This is a genomic window from Bradyrhizobium sp. 154 (genome assembly GCF_023073875.1).
Lineage (GTDB): Bacteria > Pseudomonadota > Alphaproteobacteria > Rhizobiales > Xanthobacteraceae > Bradyrhizobium.
Genome location: NZ_JADPKG010000102.1, coordinates 90,626 through 107,014, shown reverse-complemented (window position 1 = coordinate 107,014; position 16,389 = coordinate 90,626). Strand labels below are relative to the sequence as shown.

Genomic DNA, 16,389 nt, shown 5'->3' with positions numbered 1-16,389 from the left:
TCGTCGCGGTATCGACGTACAATTTTCTTCGTGAATGATACATAAGTATCTTGCACTGCGGCATCCAGCTCCACATCTGTAGTGAACACTACATATCTGGAGCGCGCAAATGCACCCCTCCCAAAATACCGCCCGCACCGGCCGTTTCCGCCGCCTCCTCGGTGGCGTCGCCATCGTAGGCGCCCTCGCCGCCGCCGGCTCGATCGCGACCGGCCGCTACTTTCACGCGGCGCAAGCGACCGCACCGGCGGCCGCAGCCGAACAAGCCGTTTCCGTCACCGTCGCGATGATCGAGCCGCGGCAAACTGTGCTGTGGGACGATTTCTCCGGCCGGCTGGAGGCCATCCACCGAGTCGAGCTGCGCCCCCGCGTCGCGGGGGCGATCCTGTCGACCAATTTCACGGAAGGTACGTTGGTGAAGGCCGGCGACGTGCTGTTCAAGATTGATCCGGCGCCTTACGCGGCGGAGGTCGACAAGGCCAACGCCCAGCTCGAAGCCGCCAAGGCGCGCGTTGTCTTTACCCAGAGCGAGCTCGAGCGCGGCGCGCAGCTGGTCGGCAACGCCGTGGTGACGCGGCGCGACTACGACCAGCGCGAGAATGCCAGTCGTGAAGCGATTGCCAACGTGAAGGCGGCCGAGGCAACGCTGCAGACCGCAAAGCTCAATCTCGGCTACACCGAGGTGCGCGCGCCTGTGGACGGCCGCGTCGGCAAGATCGAGGTCACGGTCGGCAATCTCGTCGCCGCCGGCACCGCCTCTCCCGTGCTGACCTCGCTGGTCTCGGTCAATCCGATCTACGCCTCGTTCGACGCGGACGAAGAGGTGGTGCTGCGCGCGCTGAATTCCATTGCAGACGGCTCCGGCCAACGCGGCAAGCTCGACCAGATCCCGGTGGAGATGACGACCTCCGGCGGCCTCTCGGCGAAGGGCCACATCCAGCTGATCGACAACCAGGTCAACGGTCAGAGCGGCACCATCCGCGTCCGCGCGGTTTTCCCCAACGAGGACGGCCGTCTCATCCCCGGCCAGTTCGCCCGAGTGCGCATGGGGCAACCGAAGCAGCAGACGCTGGTCATGATCGACGAGCGCGCGATCGGCACCGACCAGGACAAGAAGTTCGTGATGGCGGTCGGTGACGACAGCCGCGCGGTCTACCGGCCGGTCACGCTCGGCGGCGCCGTCGATGGGCTCCGCGTCGTCACCTCGGGCCTGAAGCCCGGCGACCGCGTCGTCGTCAATGGCTTGCAGCGCGTGCGTCCCGGCGCCCTGCTCAAGACGGAGGTGGCAGCGATGGGCGCGCGAGGGCCGCAGCAGGCATCCAACCACAGCAACCAGGACGTGGTGCAACGCTAGTGTCTGTCATTCCGGGGTGCGCGTAGCACGAACTACGGTGCGCACGCGCGCACCTGAGAATCTCGACATTTTGAAACTCCGACCATCTCACCTTCAGATTCCGGGATCGCGGGCTTCGCTCGCGCCCCGGAATGACGGCGGAGGGGGTCGGAGACGCGGGAAGACATTGCCCAGGGGCAAAGCCATGAATCTTTCAAAATTCTTCATCGATCGTCCTATTTTTGCCGGCGTGCTGTCGGTCCTGATCTTCCTTGCCGGCCTGATCTCGCTGTTCGCGATGCCGATCTCGGAATATCCCGATGTCGTGCCCCCTTCCGTCGTGGTACGCGCGACCTATCCCGGCGCCAACCCCAAGGTGATCGCGGAGACGGTGGCGACGCCGATCGAGGAGCAGATCAACGGCGTCGAGAACATGCTCTACATGTCGAGCCAGGCGACCACTGACGGCGCGATGACGCTGACGGTGACGTTCCGCCTCGGCACCGACCCCGACAAGGCAACGCAGCTGGTGCAGAACCGCGTGCAGCAGGCCGAACCGCGCCTGCCCGCCGTCGTGCGCCAGCTCGGCATCATCACCAAGAAATCGTCGCCCGACCTCACCATGGTCGTGCACCTGCTGTCGCCGAACGGCCGCTACGACATGACGTATTTGCGCAACTACGCGGTGCTCAACGTCAAGGACCGGCTCGCGCGGATTGACGGCGTTGGCGACGTGCAGCTCTATGGTGCCGGCGATTATTCGATGCGGGTCTGGGTCGATCCGCAGAAGGCCGCCGAGCATGGCCTGACTGCGAGCGACATCGTGAGGGCGATCCAGGCGCAGAACGTCGAAGCCGCCGCCGGCGTCGTCGGCTCCTCCCCGAACGTCAAGGGCATCGATCTCCAGCTCTCCGTCAATGCCGAAGGGCGGCTCGCGAACGAAGAACAGTTCGGCGACATCGTGGTCAAGACTGGCGCGCGTGGTGAAGTGGTGCGCTTACGCGACGTCGCTCGCATCGAGCTTGGCGCGTCCGAATACGGGCTGCGCTCGCTGCTCGACAACAAGCAGGCGGTCGCGATCCCGATCTTCCAGGCGCCGGGCTCCAACGCGCTTGAGATCTCCGACCACGTCCGCGCCACCATGGCCGAGATCAAGAAGAACATGCCCGAGGGCGTGTCCTATCAGATCGTCTACGACCCGACCCAGTTCGTGCGCTCGTCGATCGAAGCGGTCATCCACACGCTGCTGGAGGCCATTGCGCTGGTGGTGCTGGTCGTGATCCTGTTCCTCCAGACTTGGCGCGCCTCGATCATCCCGCTTCTGGCCGTGCCGGTGTCGATCGTCGGCACATTCGCAGTGATGCATGTGTTCGGCTTCTCCATCAACGCGCTCAGCCTGTTTGGCCTGGTGCTCGCGATCGGCATCGTCGTCGACGACGCCATCGTCGTGGTCGAGAACGTCGAGCGCAATATCGAGGCGGGGCTATCGCCGCGCGATGCCACCTATCAGGCGATGCGTGAGGTCTCCGGCCCGATCATCGCGATCGCGCTGGTGCTGGTCGCGGTGTTCGTGCCGCTCGCCTTCATCTCCGGCCTGACCGGGCAGTTCTACAAGCAGTTCGCGTTGACGATCGCGATCTCGACCGTGATCTCCGCGGTCAACTCGCTGACACTGTCCCCGGCCTTGTCGGCGCTGCTGCTGAAAGGCCATAACGAACCGAAAGACAAGCTGACGCTGATCCTCGAAAAGACGCTCGGCTGGTTCTTCCGCGGCTTCAACAAGGGTTTTACGCGCTCCTCGGAGAATTACAGCGGCAGCGTCACCAGAGTGATCTCGGGCAAGGCCGCGGTGATGGGCCTCTACGTGGTCCTGGTCGGCCTCACCGCCCTCTTGTTTCAGCAGGTGCCGAGCGGCTTCGTGCCGGGCCAGGACAAGCAATATCTGGTTGGCTTCGCCCGCCTGCCCGATGGTGCCACCCTCGACCGCACCGAAGAGGTGATCCGCAAGATGAGTGACATCGCGCTGACCCAGCCCGGTGTCGAGAGCTCGGTCGCCTTCCCGGGCCTGTCGATCTCCGGCTTCACCAACTCTTCCAATGCCGGCATCGTGTTCTCGACCCTCAAGCCGTTCGACGAGCGCAAGGCCCCTTCGCTCAGCGGCCCCGCCATCGCGGCCGATCTGAACAAGAAATATGCGGGGATTCAGGAAGCCTTTATCGCCATGTTCCCGCCGCCGCCGGTCAATGGTCTCGGCACCATCGGCGGCTTCAAGCTCCAGATCGAGGACCGTGCCGGTCTCGGCTATGAGGCGCTGAACGAGGCGACCAAGGCGTTCATGGCGGCGATGCAGAAGGCCCCGGAGATCGCCGGCGTGTTCTCGAGCTTCCAGGTCAACGTGCCCCAGCTGTTCGCCGACATCGACCGCACCAAGGCGCTCCAATTGGGCGTGCCCGTGACGGAGGTGTTCAACACGCTTCAGATTTACCTCGGTTCCTACTACGTCAATGACTTCAACAAGTTCGGCCGCACTTATTCCGTCCGCGTGCAGGCTGACGCGCCGTTCCGCGCTCGCGCCGACGACATCAGGCAGTTGAAGGTGCGCTCGTCCTCGGGCGACATGGTGCCGTTGTCGGCGCTGCTCACGATCCGCCAGAGCGCGGGGCCGGAGCGCGCGATCCGCTACAACGGCTTCCTGTCCTCCGACATCAATGCGGCCGCCGCTCCCGGCTTCTCCTCCGGCCAGGCGCAGGAGGCGGCGACGCGGATCGCCGCGGAAGTGCTGCCGCCGGGCTTTGCCTTCGAATGGACCGATCTGACTTATCAGGAGTTCATCGCCGGCAATTCCGGCGTCTGGGTGTTTCCGCTGGCCATTCTGCTCGTGTTCCTGGTGCTGGCCGCACTCTATGAGAGCCTGACCTTGCCGCTCTCGATCATCATGATCGTGCCGATGGGCCTGCTGGCCGCGATGTTCGGGGTCTGGATTTCGAAGGGCGACAACAACGTCTTCACCCAGATCGGCCTGATCGTCCTCGTGGGCCTCTCGGCCAAGAACGCGATCCTGATCGTCGAATTCGCGCGCGAGCTCGAGTTCGCAGGCCGCACGCCGCTCCGCGCCGCGATCGAGGCGAGCCGGCTACGGCTGCGCCCGATCCTGATGACGTCGATGGCGTTCATCATGGGTGTGCTGCCACTGGTGCTCTCCACCGGCGCGGGCTCGGAGATGCGGCGCGCCATGGGCGTTGCCGTGTTCTCCGGCATGATCGGCGTCACCGTGTTCGGCCTGTTCCTGACGCCGGTGTTCTATGTGCTGCTACGCACCGTCACCGGCATGAAGCCGCTGACGCATCACGGCAGCGACACCAGCGCGGCACCGGTTCAGGGTTTGGGGCACTAGATCAAGGAAATCCCCGATACCAGCAACAGAACGAGCACGGTCTTGCGAAAGACCGTCTCGTTGACGCGGTGGACGCGATCACACCGAGCCCAGATCCCGCGAACCAGGCCGGCAGGCTGATCGCCAAGTCGACGAAGACCTTCGCCGACCGATATTGCGCCGGAGCGCCCACAAATGGGTGGCCTGCACGCCGATGCTGCACGCCATCATCAGCAGGCTCGCCGGCTCTTTGCCGGTATCAGGTCTCTACTTCCTGTTCTCCTCGCAGAACTTCAACGCCGCTAGCGCTTCGCCGGCCCGCGGGATCTGCATCTCGATGCTGTCATCCTCATCGTCCTCGAAATCGAGCGCGGGACGCTTGGCCTTCGACAGCCGGTCCATGATCGACTGATCGTATTCGAAGATGCCGCGCACGGTGGTCTTGTCCATGACCTCCCACTTCGCCTTCTTCATGATGTCGGCGTCATCGGTGCCGACGTCGGCCCGGAGGATCTCGCCGATTTTGTCCCATTCCCAGCCGTCGTAGATCATGACGATCACGATGGCCTTGTCGGAATAGGTGATCACGATGACGTAGTCGCGGTCCTCGTCGTCCTTATCCTTGTAGCCCCGGCTCGCGTTGCAATGGGTATCCTGCGTACGCTTCTCGATGGTCCAGTCGCCCGCCCTGGATTGTTGCGCGGGCGCCGCGCCGGTGCTCAAGGCACCCGCGAGCAAGCTAGTTGCGAAAAGGAACCGTTTCATCTCTGCCTCCAGCTCTTCCCCGGGGCCGAGGTGACCACCTCTGCCGGCCGCCCGGAAGCATCTCCGGCGCGGCGTGAGGTCAATGGTGACGCCGGCGGCCTCAGCTCCGCCGCGGCACGATCGCGATCGGGGTGAAGGTGTAAACCTCCTCATCGTTCTGATTGAACATCGTCCACTTCACCAACGCGATGCCCTGCGGCTTCGACTTCGAAGGCGTCAGGTTCATGACCTCCCCGACCAGATGGAGGCGGTCATTGGGCCGCACCGGAATCGTCCAGCGCAGGCCATCGACGCCCGCGCCGATGAGCGGATGCGGACCAAAAGGTCGGGTGGATCGCAAGATTCATGGCAATTGCGGCGGTGTGCCATCCCGAGGCAGCGAGCCCCCTGAACAGGGTCTCCTTGGCGGCCTCGTGGTCGAGATGCATCGGCTGCGGATCAAATTCGGCAGCGAACCGCTTGATGTCGGCCTCGGTGACCTCGACCTCCGGTGATCTGAACCGCATTCCGACCGAGAGATCGTCGAACCATTCGACCTGCGCCATGATTTTGCCTCGCAATCTGATGCACCGCCTGCGAAGTCACGGTTCAAAGGCTTGAGCAATAGCGGGACCGCAGCGCACAAACCGGCCCCGGGGGTTCCCGGCGAAACCCCTTTCCCGATGCGACGAAACATGCCTGAAACAGATGGCCGGTTAAGTGGTTGTCAAAATAAATACAGGGACGGCCACCATGCAATTCCTCTTCGACCTGATCTACGAATATTCATGCTGCCAGAATCTCGTCGCCCAGCCGCTGGGGGAGGACGTGCTATGATCGAGCTGATCTCTGCCCTGCTTGCCCTTTGCAGTGTTGGCGTCTTCGCTGCGCATGCGCTGGATGCCTACCGCACCACGCACTCCTGACCGACATCGTCAAGCTTACTTCACCTCGCCGCGTTGGGGAGAGGTGAGCATCAGGCGCATCCATGTCCTTCCGGCGCTAGAATGGGCGCCGGTAGAAGTGCTCCGAATGCGTTGCCGGCGGAAACCGATTGGCGAGCGCAAGCGCTCCCCTTTCGTCGGTCTCAAGGGCGATCTTCTGCGCCAGCATCACGTCGCCGGGGACGAGGAAGCCTGACGGGACGAAGCACCACCCCATGGTCGCTCGGCCTTCACCGTCGATTTCGTGGACGTTGGCGGCAGTGCCGTAATGAATGCGATAGGTCTTGCCGGTGTCGCAGCCGACGACGTCGAAATACCGGTGCTCCTCGAATTGCGCGCATTGTGCGGGCGACAGCCATTCGGAGAGCAGCCGGCGGCCACGGGCATCCGGCGTGTTCTCGCCGAAGAAGCGCCGATAGAGTTCACGCAGCGCATGCAGACGCGCACGCGCCGGCGCGCGGAGCCAAACTGCCGCAATCATGAGCAGCTCAGATCAACCGCCAACCAGGCGCGGATAGAATAGCGTTTCTTCCGCGGTCGGGTCGAACGATCTGATACGGGTGACCTCGCCGGGCCCGGTTCGCAGCGCCGCAGTGAAGCCGGCTCCGGTCAGCTCCCGAAAGCGCCGTTCGGCTCGCGCCAGCGCTTCGGCATTGCCAGGATCAAACTCGTGGCGTGTATCGCCGGTCTGGTCCATCACGATCTGGGTTGCCATATTGAGTCTCCTCATGCCCACCCCTGAACCTGATCAAAGCAAACCTCGTGCCCTCAGTTCCTGATGGCAACAACTTTCTCGCATCGACGCATCACGCCTTGCTGAACGGCTTAGCGCAATGCTGCCGCCCCTCCTCCCTCATCGATCTGCCGGCCCATCAGCGCGATCGCTTTCTGATAGACGCCGGCAGCATTCCAAGCCTCGATGGCGGCGAAGTTCGGCTCGCCCGGCTGGTAACCGGCTCCTGCGCGCCAACCATGGGCTTTGAGGAAATTCGCCGTCGAATTCAGTGCGTTGGCAGCCACCTCGAGATTGCCGGTGCCATAGGCCAGGATGTTCTTGGGCATGAACTGGGTCTGGCCGACCTCGCCATGCATGGAGCCCCGGGTCGATCCCGAAAGCGTGCCGCGGTCGATCAGCTTCAAGGCGGCATACAGCTGGTCGGTGAAGAATTCGGGACGGCGGCAGTCGTAGGCGAGGGTCGCGATCGACGACAGCATGTTCTGGTTGCCGCGCTGGCTGCCGAAACCGGTCTCCATGCCCCAGATCGCGATCAGCGGCCCGGGCGGCACCCCGTAGCGCTGCTGGATCGAGGCGAACAAGGCGGCCTGCGACTGCTTGAGCTGCCTGCCTTTGGCAACGATGGTGGCGGCGCCGCGCTTGGCAAGGAACTGGTCGAGCGTCAGGGAAAAGCTGCGCTGGCCGCGATCGGCGGCGATGGTGGCGCTGGCATAATTGGTCTGCATTAAGGCCGAAAGCGCGGTGGGGCCAATGCCTTTGCCCTGCGCCTCCTGACTGAACTCGCGCTTCCAGGCCTCGAAGCCCGCCGGCGAGCTGCCGCATTGCGCAGCCTCGACCGTAGGTGCCAGGCAACCAAGCAGCACCATCGCGCCAAAAGCCGCCCCCGCAACAGCCCTGCCCCTGATCATATCCACTATCTCCCGTCCTGTACCGATCTGCGGCGCAATCTTACCCGCTCGGAGGCGCCGACTCCATGGCGCGATCATAGGACAAGTCCAGCCCGGCCAGATTACCCTCCTTCCGCCATGTGTCGAGCAGCCGCAGGAATGCCACCGGCCCGCGCCAATATTGGCTGTTTCTTGCCGCGATCGGATCGAACACGCCTTCATTATTGTAGTAGCCGGGCGTGCATTCGGCGAGATAGGTCTGCCGGCCGAGCGCGGCCTTGACGACTTCGTCGACCCAGGCCTTCTCGGCGGCGAGCGTCGGCTCCAGGGTTCGCGCCTTGCGCCTGCGCACTTCTGCGATCACATAGGCAATGTGCTGCGACTGCTCGTCGATGATGTGCGGAAAATTGGCGCTCTGACCGGCCTGCACCGTGACGATCAGGAAACAATTCGGGAAGCCGCGGCTATAGAAGCCGTGCAGCGTCTTGACGCCGTCGCGCCAGCGCTCGGACAGGCTGACGCCATCGCGGCCATAGACCTCAAAACCCATGCGGCGGGCGTAATCAGTGCCGACTTCGAAGCCGCTGGCATAGATCAGGCAATCGAGCTCGTAGGCCTTACCGTCGACCACGACCGCATTCTCGGTGATGCACTCGACGCCCTGCCCTTTGGTGTCGACGAGATGCACGTTGGGACGGTTGAAGGTGTCGAGATATTCGTCGTGGAAGCACGGCCGCTTGCAGAATGCCTTGTACCAGGGTTTGAGCGCCGCCGCGGCCGCCTCATCCTGCACGATCGTATCGACGCGGGCGCGGATCTCCTCCATCTTGCGGTAGTCGGCCTGCTCGATCACCCTGAGTGCCTCTTCCAGCGAGGTCACCGGCTGGGGCTGGCGGCGCGGCGCCAGCAGGATCTCGCCGAGCAGCCCGGTCCAACCGTCCTGGACCAGATCCCGTTCGACCGGTTCGCCGGAGATGACCGCGGTGAAATTGTCCATGCGCTCGCGCTGCCAGCCGGGCTTGAGGCTTTGCGCCCAGGCTTGATCCGTCGGACGGTCGTCGCGAACGCCGATAGCGGACGGTGTGCGCTGGAAAACGTAAAGCGCCTTTGCCGAGCGCCCGAGATGCGGCACGCATTGCACGGCGGTTGCGCCGGTGCCGATGATCCCGACGCGCTTGTCAGCGAGGCCGGTGAGATCGCCCTCTGCAGTGCCGCCAGTATACGCGTAGTCCCAGCGGCTGGTGTGAAAGCTGTGGCCTTTGAACGTCTCGATGCCGGGAATGCCGGGCAGCTTCGGCCGGCTCAGCGGACCGCCGGCGAGAATGACGAAGCGCGCGCAGATGCGATCGCCACGATCAGTCTCGACCAGCCAGCGCGCCTCCTGCCCCTGCCATTCCATCCGTGAGATGATCGTCTGAAACAGCGCACGCGCGTAGAGATCAAAATGACGACCGATGCGGCGGGAGTGCTCGTAGATCTCCGGAGCGCGCGCGTATTTGCGCACCGGCATGTAGCCGGTCTCCTCCAGGAGCGGCAGGTAGATGTAGCTTTCGGTATCGCAAGCAGCTCCGGGGTAGCGATTCCAGTACCAGGTGCCGCCGAAATCGGCGGCCTTTTCCACGATCCGGAAATCGTCAACGCCGGCCTCGCGAAGGCGCGCACCGCACAAGAGGCCGCCGAAGCCGCCACCGACGACGAGAACTTCGGTCGCTTCGCTGACAGGTGCGCGTGTGAGGCAGGGATCGGCCCAGGGATCGTCGAGATAGCGAGCGAAATCGCCGGTCACCTCGACATATTGTGCCTTGCCTTCGCTGCGCAAACGGCGGTCGCGCTCGTCGCGATAGCGCGCACGGAGGGCGGAGATATCGACGCTAGATTCCTTCGCCGCACCGGTCTTGTGTTTTTCCGCTGACATTCGTCTCCTCCACGGCAAACACCACTTCGCCGGCCGTTCGCTTGAAGTTAGCCCTGAAAAAGTGCGGCATGCAATCACGCGCCTTCTTTTTTGCGTGAACGTCGCGCGGCGTTCCGTTAACCTCGCGCGCAATCACAAGCGTAGGCCATGCAACGACGTGGCTGTGGAGGAGACCATGCAGGGGTTGATGATGGACATGCCGCTCCTGATCAGCGGCCTGATCCAGTATGCCGCCGACTACCACGGCGAGGCCGAGATCGTCGCGCGCGAGATCGAAGGCGACATCCATCGTTACACCTATGCTGATGCCCATCCGCGCATCAAGCGCATGGCGCTGGGCTTGAAGCGGCTCGGCATGAAGAAGGGCGACCGCGTCGGCACGCTGGCCTGGAACACGCACCGCCATTTCGAGATGTTCTATGCCGCTCCGGGCATGGGCTATGTGCTGCACACCGTCAACCCGCGGCTGTTTCCGGAACAGCTCGTTTACATCATCAATCACGCCGAAGACCGCCTGCTGTTCATCGACCGTGCCACGCTGCCGATCGTCGAGGCGATCGCGCCGCAACTATCGACGATCGAGGCCTACGTCGTGATGTCCTCGCGCGAACGGATGCCGGAGACGAAGCTGCCGAACCTCCGTTGCTATGAAGAGCTTCTGGACAAGGAGAACGAAGCCAGCTTCGCCTGGCCCGAGTTCGACGAAAAGTCCGCCTCCACCATCTGCTACACGTCGGGCACGACCGGTAATCCCAAGGGCGTGATCTATTCGCACCGCGCCGCGATCTTGCAGACCATGACCTGCTGCAGTTTCGACTTCCTGCCGGGCCATGTCGAAGGCGTGCGCGAGGTGATGATGCCGATGGCGCCGCTGTTTCACGGCAACGGCTGGAACATGCCGTTCACCGCGCCCTATACCGGCTCCAAGCTGGTGCTGCCCGGCCGCAATTACGAGCCCGACAAGCTCTATGAGTTGCTCGAAGGCGAGAAGGTGACGCTGTCGGCGGGCGTGCCGAGCTTCTGGCTGATCCTGCTCGACTGGCTCGGGCGCACCGGCAACAAATTCTCGACGCTGCGCGCAACGTTATCGTCGGGTTCGGCGCCGCCGCGCGCGATGGTCGAGAAGCTCAAGCGCGACTACAATATCGACTACGTCCAGGCCTGGGGCATGACCGAGGCCTTGGGCTGCTCGATGCCGGGCCTGCGGCCGGGCTCGGAGCACCTCAGCGACAAGCAGAAGTTCGACCGGCGCCAGGTGTCCGGCCGCGCCTGCTTCGGCACCACCTTGCGCATCGTCGATGATGCCGGAAATGAATTGCCGCGCGACGGCAAGACCGTCGGCCATCTGCGCGCTCGCGGCCCCTGGGTCGCCTCCGGCTACATGAAGCTCGACGAAGGCCTCGACCGCGACGGCTGGCTGATCACTGGCGACATGGCGGTGATCGACAGTCAAGGCCACGTCACGTTGACCGATCGCTCCAAAGACGTGATCAAGTCCGGCGGCGAATGGATCTCCTCAATCCAGCTCGAGGACGTCGCCTTGTCTCATCCCGATGTGCTTCAGGCCGCCGTGGTGGCGATATCGCACGAGAAGTGGCAGGAGCGTCCCCTGCTCCTCGTCGTCCGCAAGAAGGGCGCGACCGTCGACGGCAAGGCCCTGCTCGACCACATGCGCCCCAAGATTGCGAGCTGGTGCCTGCCGGACGCGGTCGAATTTTTGGACGAATTCCCGATGACCGGCACCGGCAAGGTGCTCAAATCCGCGCTGCGCGAAAAGTTCAGGGAATACCGCGTCGCTTGAACCGATGGCCGATCAGGCCTGGGTTCATTCCGTGCGCGGTCTTCACCTTTTGGTTAATCCGCAGGCGATATATCCGGGTGTCGCTAACCCCTCATCGAGGATCCCATGGCGTTTTCCGGATTGGGCCTGCATCTCGGCAATCTCTCGCGGCTGTCGCATGCGCAGACGCGCTCAATCAGCCCCGAGAACTTTACCGGCGAGAAGGGTAAGGGCGGCATGTCCGTCGACGGCCCCGCTGCGCGTCAGGCCCGCGATCTCGGCCAGGGCTGGAAGGTCTCGCCCTACGTCGTCATCGAGCCCGGCGCGACCTTCACGCTGGCCGACATCGAAGGCCAGGGCGCAGTCCAGCAGATCTGGATGACGCTGGCGCGCGGACGCCTGCGTCACTCGATCCTGCGCGTATATTGGGATGATCAAACGCTGCCGAGCGTCGAATGCCCAGCCGGCGATTTCTTCGCCTGCGGATGGGAAGAGTTTGCGCAGGTGTCCTCGCTCGCTGTCTGCGTCAATCCCGGGCGCGCCTTCAACTGCTACTGGGAGATGCCGTTCCGCAGGCGCGCGCGCGTCACGCTGGAGAACCGCAGCGAGGAGCAGCTCACCGCCTACTACCAGATCAACTACACCCTGACCGACGTCCCCGAGGATTGCGCCTATTTCCATGCCCAGTTCAGGCGCACCAATCCGCTGCCGTACAAGGAAGTCTATACCATCCTCGACGGCATCAGCGGCGCCGGCCATTACGTCGGCACCTACATGGCCTGGGGCGTCAACAACAATGGCTGGTGGGGCGAAGGCGAGATCAAATTCTACATCGACGGCGACAGCGCATTCCCGACGATTTGCGGCACCGGCACTGAGGACTATTTCTGCGGCGCCTACAATTTCGATCCCTATGTCGCCCATTCCGGCCAAGGACCGGCGCAGCGATCGCGCTACCAGGAGTTCACGACGCCCTATGCCGGCCTGCCGCAGGTGATCCGCCCCGACGGTGTCTACAAGTCGCAACAGCGCTTCGGCCTATATCGCTGGCACATCCCCGATCCCGTGCGCTTCCGCTCCGACCTGCGCGTGACCATCCAGGCGCTCGGCTGGCTGCCGGGCGTCACGGAGGCGAAATACCTGCCATTGCAGGATGACATCGCCTCGGTCGCGTTCTGGTACCAGACGTTGCCGACCGCGCCTTTCCCCAAGCTTCCGGGGCCCGATTATCTCGAAATCGGCTGATCCAGCCGACGTCCACCGATCAAGGAGACGAAAGATGCTCTACCCGATGTCGCCAAAAGCCGTCGAGCTCAATCGCAAGCTCGAGAGCTTCATGGACCGGCACATCTATCCGAACGAGGAGCGCTTCTATCGCGAGGCCGAAGAACTTGGACCGTGGAAGGTCTAGCCGTCGAGGAGCTGAAGCCGCTGGCGCGCACCGAAGGTCTACGCATTGGGATCGCAGTCTAATCGACGCTTGGCGGTTCCTGGATGGATGCAGATGCGCGCTGCTTCGAAATTCCTTCGAGTATCGCTCCGAAGATTATAATCGGCAGATAGAATGCAAGCATGATCGTATTCCTCCCGCTGTGACAACCTTGACCTACAGGTCAAGTTCCTCGAATTGACACTCGTCGCTTGCATAGCAAGCGACCCGAACCGCCGCGAATATCAGGAACGCATCGCATCAATCGCATGAGCGATCAGAACGACTGCGCTCGCCGCAATGAGAAACGCAAACAACCAACTCACGTCCGCCTCCAATCCCGGAAGTGAACGCGCTCATCCATGCACAGTCAAAAGCGATCGGGCCTGGAACCGCTATTCAGCGGCTCGCTGATGCCTCGCAGCAACAAGTGCATCCGCTGTCGGCCCTATCGGCAGAATGCCAAAAGGAGCAACGTGCCGACGACGCAGGCTGCTAGGACTAAAAACCAAACGCCCATACAGCTTCTCCGACTCACATACGCCAATCAGGATTAGCCCTACGATTTGGCATTGAAACGCTTGTTGCTGGTTTTCCCCAAGCCAAGCGTGATCCATCTGCTCGCTGCGTTAGTCCAATACCTCCACCGTCGCGGAACGTCGCGATATATCAGCGCTCGCTGGCGAGCTGATCCTCAGCCAGGCGCACTGTCTTCACCTCTTCTTACGGGAGAGGTGAAAGCTGCCCTCGCCTCAGTTCACCACATAAACATCAGGATCGGCGCTCGAGCTCGGCCTTTTGAACGCGTTGCGCAAGGCCGGTGACATCGGAACGTTGTAGTTGAGTCCGTTCGGTGGCGTTGGCGATTGCAGCCATTTCTTGTAGAGCACCTCGATCTCGGGGCTTGCATAAAGCTCCGCGGTGGCGCGATCGGCGAGTGCCTTAAACGGCGCATCCTCCCGCCGCAGCATGATCCCGTAAGGCTCCGGCTTCGAGAACGCCTCCTCGCTGATCATGTAGAGCTGCGGCTCCTTCGAACGCGCAATCGCAACCGCGAGCTGCACGTCATCGAGTGCGTAGGCCTGGGCGCGGTCGGTCTCCAGCAGCAGGAAGGCCTCGGCCTGGTCCTTGGCCGGCATCACGTTGATGCCGAGATTGCGCTCGGTATTGACCTTGGCGAGCTGCGTCAGGTTGACCGATCCGGCCACTGCGGTGACGGCCTTGCCCTTGAGATCGTCGATGGTGTTGATCTTCGCGGCTTTCTTCGCCGCGAACCGCGTCGCGCTGAGGAAATGCGTGTTGGTGAAGGCGACCTGTTTCTGGCGATCGGCATTGTTGGTGGTCGCCGAACAATGCAGATCGAGCGTGCCGTTCACCATCAGCGGAATCCGATTCGACGACGTCACCGCGAGAGTGTCGATGGCGATGTCGGGCATGCCGAGCTCCCGTTTCGCGGCGTCGACGATCCTGAGACAGATATCCATGGCAAAGCCGACCGGCTTCTGGTTGCCGTCGAGATAGCTGAACGGGACCGAGGCCTCCTGATAGCCCAGCGTGATCTTCTTCGTCTCCTTGATCTTCTGGAGCGTGCCCGACAGGTCTTCGGCTGAAGCTGCGGCTGCAACACATGTGACGGCCAGGAGAATAGTCGGTAGACGCATCGGGGGCTCCTCAAGAGATCATCGCGCCGGCGCGCAATCATACAAGGTGATAGCCCAGAGCTGGAACGATCACCAGATCAGGTGCCGTCTACCAGCTATCGCGCTTTTCGATGTACCGCAGCGCCAGGAAAGCGTCATGCCCCCTTTACCCGCAGGTGAGCTGCTGCTCGAACCAGCCGGACAGTCGCTCCGACAACGGCAGCCACGTCCGCTGGAAGTTCGCGAACTTTCCGAGATTGGCGCGATACATGCCCCGCAGTTCGTCTTCGATCACCGGCAGATCGACGCCGGCGCAGGCGCCATCCCTCACGATCGTCCTGCCGGCGACGACGACCTCATTGACGAGCGACGCGTTGCCTCGTGCAAACAGCAGTACCATGGGATCGACGGGCATGATCTGGTCACGGTCGAGCCGGTCGAGATCAACCATGACGTAGTCGGCGGGATTGCCGGCGGCCAACTCGCCACTTCCGGGCGCACCGGTCGCGCGGCGGCCGTTGCGAATGGCGAGAGCAAACATCTCGGCCGCTGTCCAAGTCTGCTTGAACCCGAGGCCGCCATGAACCATCTGCACCAGCCGCATCTCACGTAGAATATCGTCATCCTCGTCCAGCGCCAGCCCGTCGACGCCGACCGCAATGGCGCAGCCGCATTTATGGGCGGCGGCAATCGGCGCGAGCCCCGAGCGCAGATGCATGTTCGAGCTGAAATTGGTGACAATGCGCGCGCCGGCCGCCGCGATCATCTCCAGCTCATCCGGCCGGGCGTAGATGCAATGCGCCAGCGTCAGCCGTTCCGAGAGAAAGCCAATGTCGCGCAGCCAGCTCACCATATCCGGGAAGTGCTGATCAACCCAGGCGCGCTGGTACACGGTTTCCAGGAGATGCATATGGATGCGACGGCCGGTCCGCGCCGAGCTTTCCGCCACCGCTTCCAGCAGCGGCTTCGAGCACCATTGCACGCCGGCGGGCCCGAGCTGGACGTCGACCATGGGGCCGGCGATGGCAGCGGCAATCGCGTCGGTCAGCTCGATATAGGCCCGCGGTGACATCGGTGCGCGGACGAAGATATCTTCGATGGTCTTGCGACCGTCCTTGGAGAGACCCGAGAGCACCGGTTCGGCATCGCCATAGACGATCGGGTTCTGGTCGCGCACCGCCATCGCAAAAGCAATGCGGATGCCGACGTCGGACGCCGCTCTTGCAATGGCCTTGGCTTCGTCCAGCAGGGGCATCATGCCGCTCGGACGGGTGTAATGCACCATCACGGCCGCGCAGCCCGCCTTGGCCGACCGAGCCAATGCGGACGCCGCGGCCAAATATGGGTCGACCGGCGTGCCGAGTGCAGTCCGCAGGATCCAGCTTTCCAGAGGCATGCCGACGGCGCCGAAGGATGACGCAGTGGCGCGGGCGTGGTCGTGGGCGTTGACGAAGGCGGGAATGACGAAGGAGCGCCGGCCCCTGGCGGTCCCCGCTCCTTCCGAGACATCCGTGATCGTCCCACCGTCGTGCCGGAGCACGACATTGTCGCCAACGCCGCGGTCAGGACCACGGAACAGGCTGGACGCCGAGATTTCCGCGGCCATCA

At 63.2% G+C, this 16,389-nt stretch carries 12 protein-coding genes and 1 pseudogene; 5 read left to right on the top strand and 8 right to left on the bottom strand.

Annotation, left to right across the window (positions count from 1 at the left end; genetic code table 11):
• Window positions 1-109: 109 nt before the first annotated feature.
• Both IVA92_RS25560 and IVA92_RS25555 read left to right on the top strand, forming a co-directional pair.
• Complete coding sequence (locus tag IVA92_RS25560; RefSeq protein WP_247276885.1) at window positions 110-1,354, top strand: efflux RND transporter periplasmic adaptor subunit; 1,245 nt, start codon at window positions 110-112, stop codon at window positions 1,352-1,354.
• A 184-nt stretch (window positions 1,355-1,538) separates the two neighbouring features.
• Window positions 1,539-4,727 (top strand): multidrug efflux RND transporter permease subunit, encoded by a 3,189-nt coding sequence (locus IVA92_RS25555; protein ID WP_247276884.1) that lies wholly within the window; start codon window positions 1,539-1,541, stop codon window positions 4,725-4,727.
• A 246-nt stretch (window positions 4,728-4,973) separates the two neighbouring features.
• Here IVA92_RS25555 and IVA92_RS25550 read toward each other — a convergent pair whose 3' ends face one another.
• From IVA92_RS25550 to IVA92_RS25525, 6 genes and pseudogenes are all read right to left on the bottom strand, one after another.
• Window positions 4,974-5,471, bottom strand: coding sequence for a hypothetical protein (locus IVA92_RS25550; protein WP_247276883.1), 498 nt, complete (start codon window positions 5,469-5,471; stop codon window positions 4,974-4,976).
• Window positions 5,472-5,571: 100 nt separating this feature from the next.
• Window positions 5,572-6,016: pseudogene (locus IVA92_RS25545) on the bottom strand (MaoC family dehydratase).
• Between the two features lie 436 nt (window positions 6,017-6,452).
• Window positions 6,453-6,875: a hypothetical protein gene (locus IVA92_RS25540; RefSeq protein WP_247276882.1), complete on the bottom strand. Its 423-nt coding sequence runs from the start codon at window positions 6,873-6,875 to the stop codon at window positions 6,453-6,455.
• Window positions 6,876-6,887: 12 nt separating this feature from the next.
• Window positions 6,888-7,109 (bottom strand): hypothetical protein, encoded by a 222-nt coding sequence (locus IVA92_RS25535; RefSeq protein WP_091888574.1) that lies wholly within the window; start codon window positions 7,107-7,109, stop codon window positions 6,888-6,890.
• 110 nt (window positions 7,110-7,219) lie between these two features.
• Entirely contained in the window at window positions 7,220-8,038 is an 819-nt protein-coding gene (locus IVA92_RS25530; RefSeq protein WP_247276881.1) for a lytic murein transglycosylase, read from the bottom strand.
• Window positions 8,039-8,078: 40 nt separating this feature from the next.
• Window positions 8,079-9,932, bottom strand: a complete 1,854-nt coding sequence (locus tag IVA92_RS25525) for an NAD(P)/FAD-dependent oxidoreductase (RefSeq protein WP_247276880.1) — start codon at window positions 9,930-9,932, stop codon at window positions 8,079-8,081.
• Between the two features lie 175 nt (window positions 9,933-10,107).
• Between IVA92_RS25525 and IVA92_RS25520 the strand changes: the two genes are divergently transcribed.
• From IVA92_RS25520 to IVA92_RS35820, 3 genes are all read left to right on the top strand, one after another.
• The gene (locus IVA92_RS25520) at window positions 10,108-11,733 is read left to right on the top strand and encodes a long-chain fatty acid--CoA ligase (protein ID WP_247276879.1); all 1,626 of its coding nucleotides are present in this window, start codon (window positions 10,108-10,110) and stop codon (window positions 11,731-11,733) included.
• Window positions 11,734-11,838: 105 nt separating this feature from the next.
• Window positions 11,839-12,957: a glycoside hydrolase family 172 protein gene (locus tag IVA92_RS25515; RefSeq protein WP_247276878.1), complete on the top strand. Its 1,119-nt coding sequence runs from the start codon at window positions 11,839-11,841 to the stop codon at window positions 12,955-12,957.
• A 34-nt stretch (window positions 12,958-12,991) separates the two neighbouring features.
• Entirely contained in the window at window positions 12,992-13,123 is a 132-nt protein-coding gene (locus IVA92_RS35820) for a hypothetical protein (RefSeq protein ID WP_256464572.1), read from the top strand.
• 770 nt (window positions 13,124-13,893) lie between these two features.
• On the opposite strand, the gene IVA92_RS25510 is transcribed toward IVA92_RS35820, so the two are convergent.
• Together IVA92_RS25510 and IVA92_RS25505 are read right to left on the bottom strand one after the other, a co-directional pair.
• On the bottom strand, window positions 13,894-14,802 hold the full coding sequence (locus tag IVA92_RS25510) for an amino acid ABC transporter substrate-binding protein (RefSeq protein ID WP_247276877.1): 909 nt from the start codon (window positions 14,800-14,802) through the stop codon (window positions 13,894-13,896).
• Between the two features lie 145 nt (window positions 14,803-14,947).
• Complete coding sequence (locus IVA92_RS25505) at window positions 14,948-16,387, bottom strand: amidohydrolase family protein (RefSeq protein ID WP_247276876.1); 1,440 nt, start codon at window positions 16,385-16,387, stop codon at window positions 14,948-14,950.
• Window positions 16,388-16,389: the final 2 nt, after the last annotated feature.